10 protein-coding genes are annotated in these 11019 nt (G+C 44.0%); 8 read left to right on the forward strand and 2 right to left on the reverse strand.

Annotated elements, in window-relative coordinates:
• Nucleotides 1-33: 33 nt before the first annotated feature.
• Nucleotides 34-1254, reverse strand: coding sequence for a helix-turn-helix transcriptional regulator (locus AR334_RS24000; protein ID WP_066319689.1), 1221 nt, complete (start codon nt 1252-1254; stop codon nt 34-36).
• 167 nt (nt 1255-1421) lie between these two features.
• Here AR334_RS24000 and AR334_RS24005 point away from each other — a divergent pair, with 167 nt between their 5' ends.
• The 5 genes from AR334_RS24005 to nagE all read left to right on the forward strand — a co-directional run bounded on the left by AR334_RS24005 (nt 1422) and on the right by nagE (nt 6660).
• Entirely contained in the window at nt 1422-2723 is a 1302-nt protein-coding gene (locus AR334_RS24005) for an MFS transporter (RefSeq protein ID WP_066319692.1), read from the forward strand.
• Nucleotides 2724-2873: 150 nt separating this feature from the next.
• A complete protein-coding gene (locus AR334_RS24010; RefSeq protein ID WP_066319696.1) occupies nt 2874-3236 on the forward strand; it encodes a hypothetical protein in 363 nt (120 codons plus the stop codon).
• A 68-nt stretch (nt 3237-3304) separates the two neighbouring features.
• Nucleotides 3305-4267, forward strand: coding sequence for a LacI family DNA-binding transcriptional regulator (locus tag AR334_RS24015; RefSeq protein WP_066319698.1), 963 nt, complete (start codon nt 3305-3307; stop codon nt 4265-4267).
• Between the two features lie 298 nt (nt 4268-4565).
• Nucleotides 4566-5048, forward strand: coding sequence for a PTS glucose transporter subunit IIA (locus AR334_RS24020; protein ID WP_066319700.1), 483 nt, complete (start codon nt 4566-4568; stop codon nt 5046-5048).
• A 166-nt stretch (nt 5049-5214) separates the two neighbouring features.
• Nucleotides 5215-6660 (forward strand): N-acetylglucosamine-specific PTS transporter subunit IIBC, encoded by a 1446-nt coding sequence (gene nagE / locus AR334_RS24025; protein ID WP_066319702.1) that lies wholly within the window; start codon nt 5215-5217, stop codon nt 6658-6660.
• A gap of 50 nt (nt 6661-6710) precedes the next feature.
• Here nagE and AR334_RS24030 read toward each other — a convergent pair whose 3' ends face one another.
• Entirely contained in the window at nt 6711-7526 is an 816-nt protein-coding gene (locus tag AR334_RS24030) for a PRD domain-containing protein (protein ID WP_066319704.1), read from the reverse strand.
• 226 nt (nt 7527-7752) lie between these two features.
• On the opposite strand from AR334_RS24030, the gene AR334_RS24035 reads away from it, so the two are divergent.
• From AR334_RS24035 to AR334_RS24045, 3 genes are all read left to right on the forward strand, one after another.
• The gene (locus AR334_RS24035; protein ID WP_066319706.1) at nt 7753-8361 is read left to right on the forward strand and encodes a class I SAM-dependent methyltransferase; all 609 of its coding nucleotides are present in this window, start codon (nt 7753-7755) and stop codon (nt 8359-8361) included.
• Between the two features lie 16 nt (nt 8362-8377).
• The gene (locus AR334_RS24040; protein WP_066319709.1) at nt 8378-9022 is read left to right on the forward strand and encodes a LytTR family DNA-binding domain-containing protein; all 645 of its coding nucleotides are present in this window, start codon (nt 8378-8380) and stop codon (nt 9020-9022) included.
• Between the two features lie 140 nt (nt 9023-9162).
• Entirely contained in the window at nt 9163-10677 is a 1515-nt protein-coding gene (locus tag AR334_RS24045; protein ID WP_066319712.1) for an acetyl-CoA hydrolase/transferase family protein, read from the forward strand.
• Nucleotides 10678-11019 lie beyond the last annotated feature (342 nt).

The following is an 11019-nucleotide window of genomic DNA, read 5'->3' on the forward strand; positions in this document are numbered from 1 at the left end:
GTTGAAAAGCCGCCATGGATAGGACCAAGGCGGCTAACTTTCTGTTATTTTTTTATAGGTATCCATAGCGAAATCTTTATGCGGGGTCGGAAGCAACGATTCAAAATTTTCCACGGCCGTTTTAGCCCATTTTTCAGACTCTTCCCTGTTTCCTAACTCAAAATGGCACCTGGCCTTGTACGAATCCAAGACATAAAATAGGGAAAGATCAAATGGGTGGTGCGCATACTCCGGTATTTCTACTTTTTCAAAACAAGCAAGGGCATCGGCATACTGCCCGAGGCCATATAGGGCCTTCCCTTTTTCAATCAAAAACCAGTCTTCGAAAAGCTCCTCCATTTTTGGATTTTCAAAAAATTGGTCAATGATTTCCAGAGCTTTATAATAATCGTGCTTGTCCCCGATGAGTGCCATGACCTGAAACAGTTGATAAAAAAGCTTTGTTTGCAAATCATCGGCAAATTCCCCGTATTGCTTTAATTTCATAATATAATGCTCTTTTTTTGTGTCATCGGGTACCATTTCTGCCTGAGCAGCCGCCAGCCGGTATAGATCATCGATCCGGTAGAAAATTCGATGTTCCTTGGAAAAATGAATCGCACCTTCCATAACTCGTGTGGCTGATTCGGAATCACCAACGGCAAAATGCAACACTGCCTCATGATAATCCAAATCGAGCCGGGTGATCGGGTCGATGTAAGCATGGTTCTTTTCCAGTTCAGTCCTCTCGTGAAGAAGAATGGTTAACGAGGCTTGATAATCATGTTCGATAAATTTCACCAAAGCACGGAAGATACCGACACTTGCCCGTTTTGCTGTCAAGTTCATCTCATCGTACATTTTGGCGGCACGGTCAAAATAATGATCCCACCCGGTTATTTTTTCACGGTAAAGGCAGCGGGCGTAAATGTCCAATAACCTGGCCGCTTCATACCCTTGTGTAAGCTTTTCAATATAGGGCTCAATCAGGGCGATCAGCGGTTGATGCTTTTCGCTCCCATTTACATCCTCAGAGTTAAATAGCTTTTCAGCTTGTTCTAGTATTACTCTTAATTCGATGGTACTTACTTCGTCGAGCAGGTCGGAAATTTCGACCTGCAGCCGTTTGGCGATATAAGCGAGGCTCTCCATGGATGGCTTCGCCTTATTGTTTTCAATCAGGCTGAGCATTCCTTTTGTCAGCTCGTCACCTGCCAGCGCCTCAAGCGTCAATTTCTTCTGTTTCCTTATTTTTCGTATTCGTTCACCTAACATTGATTTTGTCACTCCTCGAAGGGCAGGGGTACTAAAAACCCCGCGTAAAAACAAACATTATCTCGCTATATGTTTAATTATATTAAACTTTTGCTTGAAACGGAAGATGTTTCATGTTATGATTTGTTTAATTAAATTAAACTTTTGTGAAAAAGGCGGGGATTTTCATGGATGCCGGCTTGAAGTTGAAAAAAGCGACGTATCATTTATGGACGTTTACTATCAGTAAGCTAATATCATCATTTGGTGCGCAGGTTTATGCGTTTGCGATTAGTTTTTATATTTTACAGGCAACGGGGTCCGCAACAAGCTTTGCGACAAACCTTATATGTAACCTCCTGCCACGGACACTGGCGGCTCCGTTCGCGGGATATTTGGTGGATAGATATTCGAGAAAACGGATTATTATCGTTGCTCAGATTGCGACAACCTTGGCAATAGGAGGATTATTGGCCGTCAGTTTAACCTCCGGTTTGTCGTTGACCGCGATTTATGCCACATCCTGCATATTGTCGTTAACCTCAATGTTTTCAGGCGTTACCTTTACTTCGTCAGTAACAGGGCTCGTTGATGAAGCGAGAGTGCAGCGGGCAATGTCTTTAAATCAAATGTCGATTTCCTTTGCATCGATTGCCAGCCCGGCAGTTGGCGGCCTGTTATATGGCGCCGTTTCGATGCCAATCTTCTTGATGACGTATATGATTGCTTCCGTTATTGCGGTTTTGCTCGAATCGACGATGAATTTTAATCTTTATGCCAATCGAAAGGAAACGGCTGAAGGGGAGTCAAAAGAATCGATGTGGCAAAGCATGAAGGCAGGGGTCAGTTATTTGAAACTGCAGCCGCTGTTGATGGTGATTATTTGGGTTTCACTGCTGATCAATTTCCTGTTCGGGGCATTCGAAGTCGGCTATTCCTTCGTCCTGATTGAAAAATTAAAAATGGCCTCGCAGCATTTCGGGTTTACTCAAGGGGCGTTTGCTGTTGGGATGCTGCTGTTTTCAATCTATTTTTCGATAAGAAAGGAAGTGCAGTTTCCGCTGGTCGTTTCCAAGCGTGGAATCATCGGTATGGGGGTAATCATGGGGATGATGGCCTTGCCGCTGCTGATAAAACTGTCATATAACGGTGCCTTTGGCTACTATACGCTGGCGATGTTTGTATTTGGGGCCTTAGTGATTATTGTAAATACACCGATTCAAGTCATGATGCAAAAGCAAATTGCTGATGATTATAAAGGCCGGGTGTTTTCGATTGTGGAAACGATGGCGATGGCCTTAATGCCACTAGGAATGGTTCTCTATGGTTTCTTGTATGATGTATTCCCTGCTCAATGGATTTTAATTTCATCTGCCGCTCTTTTGGTTGGAGTAGTGTTAATTATGGTAAGACCATCTGTAATCAAGAATGCACACCCTGAACTGGCGGAAGGGAAAGCATTAAAAACGGAAGCAAGTGTCGTTTCCTAAAAAATCACTTTAAATATACGTCAAGTCTCGATGATGTCGAGGATATTCTTAAGGCGGACCTGCATAAGGTGCTGTCTTTTTTTTTCTTCTTGATATGAAACGCATTTCATCATTTACACTTTATGTAAATCAAAGTGGGGGAGGACGAGGATGGTGAACTTTCATAATAAGGTGTTTCGATGCAAGAGTATTGGCATTCATCGGGATGTTACGAACGAAACGATGTTTTTTTTCAAACAGAATGGTTCGATTGTTCAAGCCAAGTATTACGGCGGCAAGGTAACGTATGGGGAGTTAATCGGTCTTGTTAATAATCAAGGAATCCTTCACGTGTCATTTAATCATTCCAATTATGATTCCCAATTCGTCGGCGGGGTTGGCACTTTTACACTGGAGACGGGAAAGGGGAAGCCATGGATTCTTTATGGAAAATGGACTTGGGCAGACGGTTCCAACTGTGAAGAAAAGCTGATCATGGAGGAAATAAACAAGATGGTGTTCCATGCTTCATAGCCCTTTTCTGGCAAATTTTTAAAAAATGGTTTAGTATTTCTTTAATAATAGGTTGAAAAGGTGTTCGTATGACAAACATTAAGGACCTTGCCAAAATGGCCGGGGTGTCGGTAACCACTGTTTCACGGGTCTTAAATAATCACCCATATGTGAAAGAAGAAAAAAGGCAATCGGTCTTAAAGGCCATTGAGGATAGCAATTACCAACCAAATATTAATGCGGTTCATCTTAGTAAGGGAAAAACCTTCCTTGTTGGGGTGGTATTGCCTGTTTCGGACTCTCCGTATTTTGCGGCACTTGTCACCGGAATTGCCAGTGAGGCGTTTAAAAATCAATACAATCTTGTCTTAATCCAGACGAACTATGAACGGAACAGGGAACTGGCAGCGCTGCAAATGCTCAAACAAAAACAAATTGATGGCCTCATCATCTGTTCGCGCGCTTGTGATTGGGCCACCATTGAAGCGTATATCCCCTATGGACCGATTGTTTTATGTGAGGACCCAAACGGAAAGAACGTTTCCGCCACGTTTATCGACCATTATAAAAGCTTCATGAAGGCGTTAGATTATTTATATGGGAAAGGCCACCGGAAAATCGGGTATTGCATCGGCCGCCGAACCGGAACGAATAGCAAATTTCGTGAGCAGGCGTATCGAGATTTTTTGAAAAAATGCAACCTGCCATTTAACCCAGATTATGTCTTCGAGCGCTGCCTGTATTTAGAGGATGGCGACCGTGTGATCAGGAGCATCAGCCAAATGGCAGACCCGCCAAGTGCGCTGCTTGTAACCAGTGACCAGGTGGCGGCGGGAATTGTCACCCGGGCTCGGCAGGAAAATATTTTTATACCAGATCAATTGGCTCTAATAGGCTTCGACAATCAGCCGATTGCCAAAATGATGAATATCACCACAATGGAAGTACCCCTTATTGATGTAGGTAGAAAACTGTTCCTACAAGCCATTAACGAAAAAGAAATCACCCATCAGGAAATCGATGTTCAATTAATTGAACGACAAACTGTTTGAAGGCGGACGGATTGTTGAAAAACCATTACCCTAAGGGCTTAAGATGGGCTGGAAACAGTTAGGGTTTTACAAATGCTACCGTTTACAAAACAATTTGCATATGGTACGATTAGATTAATTTCATATCGATCACATGTTACTGATACGATCAGGCATGGTGGTAAAGTAGGAGGATTACTATATCCTTTTATGATACCTCCATGCCTTTTTTGATTGTAAAAATCGGATTTTTAAAATCCAATCATTAGGCAAATAGTAATATTATAGCCTTTCATTACATAGTAAGGGAGTAATCAGCATGTTTAACTTTTTTAAAAAGGCAAAAGAATTGGAACTTTATACACCGGTTAACGGCAAAATCATTCCGCTTTCAGAAGTTCCTGATCCAGTATTCAATCAAAAAATGCTAGGTGAAGGGGCAGCTGTCATGCCTTCCGGCGGTGACATTCATTCGCCGGTTGACGGCAAAATTATTCAGGTTGCACCAACGAAGCATGCGATTGGAATTTTGGCTGAGGACGGTTCGGAGATCCTCATTCATGTTGGGCTGGAAACGGTGGGGTTAAAAGGCGAAGGCTTTAACCCGCTTGTAGGTGAAGGAGATAAAGTCACTGCCGGCCAGCCACTAATGGAGGTTGATTGGGACTATATTGGTCAGCATGCTTCAAGTACCGTCACGCCAATCGTCATCACCAACAGCCATGACAGCAAAAAGCAATATGAGGTCACTGGAGAAACAGAAGGAGTTGCCGGCAAAACGGTGATTCTCACTATTAAGTAAGACGTAAAGAAATAACAGCCCGGCATTAAACGGCTGGGCTGAGCAATCTTTAAGGAGGTGATTTTTTTCAAACAGTGAGCTGAAATTCCCATATTACAGGTATTATCTTTTTTTCATCATTAGGTTTTTACAGCACTATTAATTTAATTTTAGGGGGTAATAAGAAATGATGAAATATCTTCAAAGAATTGGCCGTTCGTTGATGCTGCCTGTTGCAGTATTGCCGGCAGCCGCGATTTTGATGGGGATTGGTTATTGGATTGACCCGTCCGGTTGGGGTGGAGACAGTCCGCTTGCGGCGTTTTTAATTAAAGCAGGTGCCTCAATTATTGATAATATTCCAATTCTGTTTGCGGTCGGAGTCGCGTTGGGGATGTCCAAGGAAAAAGATGGATCTTCAGCATTGAGCGGTCTGGTCGCTTATCTGGTTGTCACAACTTTACTATCAACTGGTTCAGTTGCGTTACTAGAAGGAATTAAACCAGAAGCAGTGGACCCCGCATTCGGGAAAATCGGAAACGCTTTCGTCGGTATTATTTCCGGTATTGTGGCATCGATCATGTACAACCGGTTCAGTAACGTCAAGCTGCCGGATGCACTGGCGTTCTTTAGCGGCAAGCGGCTTGTACCGATTATGACGTCTGTTGCCATGATTGTTGTTTCTGGTGTCTTATTCTTTGTATGGCCGGTTATTTTTACAGGACTAGTTTCATTTGGTAAAGGAATCGCTGAATTGGGAGCTGTCGGTGCCGGACTATATGGATTCTTCAACCGTCTATTAATTCCAACCGGGCTTCACCATGCTTTAAACTCCGTATTCTGGTTTGACGTTGCCGGCATTAATGATATCGGTAACTTCTGGTCTGGCGAGGGTGAAAAAGGTGTTACGGGTATGTATCAGGCAGGCTTCTTCCCAGTCATGATGTTCGGTTTACCTGCTGCTGGTCTAGCCATGCTTCATACTGCAAAAACGAAGAAGAAAAAGCAAGTGGCTTCTTTAATGTTAGCTGCCGGTTTTGCTGCCTTCTTTACAGGGGTTACTGAACCAATCGAATTCGCATTTATGTTTGTTGCACCAGCACTTTATTTAGTTCATGCCATTTTAACAGGTATTTCCTTATTTATCGCAGCAACGTTCCACTGGACTGCTGGCTTCGGTTTTAGTGCAGGTTTAGTCGACTTTATCTTGAGCTCAAGATTGCCATTGGCAAATAGCCCTTATATGCTGCTTGTTCAAGGTTTAGTATTTGCCGTGATTTATTACTTCCTGTTCCGCTTTATCATTACAAAATTCAACCTGATGACTCCTGGTCGTGAAGAGGATGATGATGAGGCAGTGGAATCTGGAGCAGTAACAGGCAATAACAAATTTGCTGGAATGGCATCTACCATTTATGATGGACTGGGCGGCGGAGCAAACGTTACCTCGATTGATAACTGTGTCACTCGCCTTAGAGTCGAAGTCAAAGACATGAAAGCTGTTGACCAGAAGAAAATTAAATCGACTGGCGTACCGGGAATCAATGTTGTTGGCCCACAAAGCATTCAAGTAATCGTTGGGACAAACGTTCAGTTTGTTGCTGATGAAATGGCAAAAATTCATAAGAAGTAAATTTTTACAAAAAACAAACGCTTGGACTGTCATTCGGTCCAAGCGTTTTATTATTTTCGCAGCCTTTCGATATGAAGAGTGAGGTAGCCCAGTTCATGTTCTGGAAGGTTGATGCCGTAATTTTGCGTCAGCTCTGAAGCAACTTTTTTTGCACAGGCGAAAGCCTGCCTGTATTTTACTTTAATCATCCTCAGCATTTCATCATCCATGGAATTTCCCTCTGCCGTGCCGATTCGTGAAATCGTAAAGCGAAGATGGGTGATCAAACGCTGATAAGACAGGTCATCCTCATCCAATTGGATGTTGAGGAAATCCCGGATTGTCTGAACCATGCTGGCAAGGATGGCTGTTTGCCGGAGTGTTTGCTTCATATCGCCGCCCTGCAGCTTGGCGGTATGGAGATGCAGGGCAATATAGGCGGCCTCATCAACCGGCATTTTTATTTTGGTCTGTTCTTCTATATGCTTAATGGCCCAAAGACCGATATCGAATTCCTTTTTATATAACAGTTTAATTTCTTGAAACAGTTTATTTTTGATATGGATCCCATCACGTACTCGTTCGATTGCAAAGGATAAGTGGTCGGTAAGAGAGATATGAATATGGTCATTTAACTTTGTTCCTAGCATCTTCTCGGCATAGGTGATGATTTGTTCAGAAAGGGCAAAATGCTCTTCCGGTATTTGCAAGAGCAGCTGATGGAATTTTTCATTTTCCTTAAGAACAAACAGCTTTTCAATTTTAGCAGGGTTGACGATATCATGCCTCTTTTTTTGAAAAGCGATGCCGGCGCCGATGGCAATCTTTTCTTCATTTTGGTCCATGACGACAACAGCATTGTTATTGAGGATTTTTTTGATTTTCACGGTCGAAATCAACTCCTTTGCAACCTGAGGGATGTTGGGAAATGGTTGGTCATTGTTTTTAAAGGAATGATTTCATGCATGAACAACTTTAGATTAAATCATTCTTAAAAAGAAATTCGACATAATTTTTGTTTCTCCTGCAGGTACGGTCTCAAATCTGATAAACTGATGATGGTAGGCAGTTTTTTGTTGATTTATGTCTATTTTACCTGACTGGGAGCCGTTTATGAAGGAATATTACTATGATAAATTGTTGAATATCAAAACAAGAGGCGAGCAGCAAGGGTTTTACAAGTCGCTGCATTATCATCGCTACGAGCCAACTCCATACAGTGCGCTGGAAGAACTGTTTAAAAACTATGAGCTAAAAAAGAGTGACCGTGTGGTAGATTTTGGCTGCGGCAGAGGAAGGCTAAACTTTTATATCGATTATTTTTTCCATACTCCGGTAACGGGAATCGAGATGGATGAAACGTGGTTTGAGGCGGCGGTGGTCAATCGGACAAATTATTGGCGAAAAGCAAAACAACGCCGTGAGGGGATGGTGTTCCATTGCTGCTTAGCAGAAGAGTACCCGATTGCCCCATTGGACAACGTGTTTTATTTTTTCAATCCGTTTTCGGTACAGGTTTTTCGCAAGGTCATCAATCGAATTTTGAGGTCAGTAGAAGAGTTTCCGCGGGATGTCGAGTTGATTTTGTATTATCCGTCAGAGGAGTATGTTTATTTTTTGGAACAGGACACTGCCTTTGAATTGGTGCAGGAAGTGAGGGTGCCGTTTGTTTATGAGCACAATCAGAATGAACGGTTTCTAATTTACCGGCTAGAATATTAAAGGGGACGGGAATTGGATGGAGAGTATTACGGTTGTTTCGTTATTGGACGTAATTAGTGAGCTGTTTTCTGAGGAGATTTCGATTGCGGTTTCGAATACACGGGAGTACATCTATTACCGGCCGAGCAAGCGGATTGATTTGAAGATACGTCCGGGCGATTCGTTGAAGGTGGGGACGATTGCTTTTAAGGCAGTGCAGTCGAAGCAGAAGGTGTCCGAGTTTATTGACCGCGATGTTTTCGGTGTTCCCTATCACGGGATGGCGGTGCCGTTTTTTCATGAAGGGAAGATGGAGGGCTGTGTGACCGCGATTTTCCCAGCGTTGACGAGTGGCAAATTGGTCGTGACGATTAAAACACAGGATGGCTGGATCCCTGTGCCATTCTCACAGGTTATTTATTTTGAGGCCAAAGAAAAAAAGACCCATGTTTACGCCGAGGGGCACAGCGGTACCCATAAATATTCGCTTCAGGATTTTGAGTTTCAACTGCCGAAAGACGATTTTATCCGCTGTCACCGCTCGTTTATTGTCAATGTGAATCAAATAAAGGAGATTCATCCCGATACCCACTCGACGTTTATTTTAACCATGAAAAATGGCGATCGTGTGCCGGTGAGCCAATCCTATTCCAGTTATTTTCGCAGACTGTTGGGATTTTAGTATTGGATGAAACTTGCTGCTTTAGACTGTGGATTTTCTGTTTCATCTGAATTTTCCGTAATTAATCCCCAATTTTACAAGCTGAAAACCTTTATCGGTTAAAATTAGTTTAAAAATTCCATTGGGGAGTGGGATGATTTATGGAAAATAATTTGGGGCGTATTAGAGACGAGCGGCTGTTGGACCGTATTGTAACACCTGAAGAGGCTGCATCATGGATTGAGGACGGCATGACGCTGGGGTTGAGCGGTTTTACACGTGCCGGTGATGTGAAAGCGGTTCCGTTTGCGCTGGTAAAGCGTGCCGAGACGGAATCATTCAAGGTAAATGTTTTTACGGGGGCTTCTTTGGGCTCCGACGTAGATAAGCTTTTTGCCGAAGCAGGAATTCTTGGGAAAAGGCTGCCGTTTCAGGCCGACCCGACAATGCGTAGCAAAATCAACTCGGGGGAGATGCTGTTTGTCGACCAGCACTTATCGCATACAGCGGAATTGGTTCGGGCCGGGGTCATGGAGCCGGTTGATTTTGCCATTTTGGAAGCGTATTCAGTTACAGAGGATGGCATGGTGATTCCAACCACATCTGTAGGAAATTCGTTGTCGTTTGCGTTAAACGCCAAGGCAATTATTATTGAAATTAATATGGCCCACCAAGCCAATCTGGAAGGGCTCCACGATTTGTATGAACCAGGGAAGCAGGGAGAGCGCGGCCCGATCCCGTTAACGGGGGTCAAAGACAGGATTGGCACGATGGGGATTCCAGTGGATCCTGAGAAGGTGAGAGGAATTGTGTTTACGAACCAGCAAGATTCACCGTCAACGATTGTTCCGCCGGATGTGGAAACCGTGGTCATGGCCAACCACTTAATTCAGTTTTTGCGTGAAGAAGTGAAGGCCGGCCGTTTGACGGAACGATTAGCGCCGCTGCAGTCGGGAATTGGCTCGGTTGCGAATGCGGTGCTGCACGGTCTTTTGGATTCGGAGTTTGCCGACCTTGAGGTGTACTCAGAGGTATTGCAGGATGCAGTGTTTGATTTAATGGATGCCGGGAAGGTCAAGTTTGCGTCCTGCTGCTCGATTACGTTGTCGGAGGAGAAAATGAAGGAGGTTTACGGGAATTTTGAAAAATACCGTGAACGCTTGGTTATGCGGCCGCAAGAGATTTCTAACCATCCGGAAATTATTCGCCGCCTCGGGTTAATCTCTATTAACACGGCTTTGGAGCTGGACATATACGGCAATGTCAATTCGACCCATGTGTTGGGGACGAAGATGATGAACGGAATTGGCGGCTCGGGTGATTTTGCCCGCAATGCACGGCTGGCGATTTTCGTCACAAAATCAATTGCCAAGGGCGGAAAAATTTCAAGCATCGTGCCGTTTGTTTCGCACGTTGACCATACTGAGCATGATGTGGATGTGATCGTGACTGAACAGGGCTATGCGGACCTACGCGGGCTGGCCCCAAGGCAGCGGGTGGAATTGATTATCGAACGCTGTGTCCATCCGATGTACCGCCAGCAGCTGCGCGAATACTATCAAGAAGCATTGACAAGAGGCGGACAGACCCCGCATGTGCTCGAAAAAGCCTTTTCCTGGCATACCAGCTTTGCGGCCACCGGGACCATGCTTCAGAGGGTTGAGGAAACGGTTTAGGTTTTTTAAAGGAAGAAGAGGCTGTTGGGGGGAGTGCACCCCTACAGCCTCTTTCTTTATTTTTATGTATGCTCTTTTCTACAGGTTTTTGCTTTTCCACGTAAAAACACTTCCGAACGTATGGCTTACTTTTTCACCGTGTGCAACCGAAGATTGGAACAAATCACTGCCCCAGTTGGACATAATCATTTAAACAATCCGCCACTTGTGAAAAATCACCGATTAGCCAACGAAGAAAAAAGATGAAACTGGTCACGTAGAGAGGTTCTACGTGCCCGCCAATCAAGAAAAAGGGATAAACTGGTCACGTAGAGAGGTTCTACGTGACTGCCAATCAAGAAA

It is taken from the genome of Bacillus sp. FJAT-29814 (assembly GCF_001510715.1).
GTDB lineage: Bacteria > Bacillota > Bacilli > Bacillales > Cytobacillaceae > Neobacillus.

What these genes read in the sequence shown, in the direction of transcription:
- AR334_RS24000 (WP_066319689.1), bottom strand. Translation starts at nt 1,254, where the DNA reads ATGTTAGGTGAACGAATACGAAAAATAAGGAAACAGAAGAAATTGACG.
- AR334_RS24005 (WP_066319692.1), top strand. Translation starts at nt 1,422, where the DNA reads ATGGATGCCGGCTTGAAGTTGAAAAAAGCGACGTATCATTTATGGACG.
- AR334_RS24010 (WP_066319696.1), top strand. Translation starts at nt 2,874, where the DNA reads ATGGTGAACTTTCATAATAAGGTGTTTCGATGCAAGAGTATTGGCATT.
- AR334_RS24015 (WP_066319698.1), top strand. Translation starts at nt 3,305, where the DNA reads ATGACAAACATTAAGGACCTTGCCAAAATGGCCGGGGTGTCGGTAACC.
- AR334_RS24020 (WP_066319700.1), top strand. Translation starts at nt 4,566, where the DNA reads ATGTTTAACTTTTTTAAAAAGGCAAAAGAATTGGAACTTTATACACCG.
- nagE (WP_066319702.1), top strand. Translation starts at nt 5,215, where the DNA reads ATGATGAAATATCTTCAAAGAATTGGCCGTTCGTTGATGCTGCCTGTT.
- AR334_RS24035 (WP_066319706.1), top strand. Translation starts at nt 7,753, where the DNA reads ATGAAGGAATATTACTATGATAAATTGTTGAATATCAAAACAAGAGGC.
- AR334_RS24040 (WP_066319709.1), top strand. Translation starts at nt 8,378, where the DNA reads ATGGAGAGTATTACGGTTGTTTCGTTATTGGACGTAATTAGTGAGCTG.
- AR334_RS24045 (WP_066319712.1), top strand. Translation starts at nt 9,163, where the DNA reads ATGGAAAATAATTTGGGGCGTATTAGAGACGAGCGGCTGTTGGACCGT.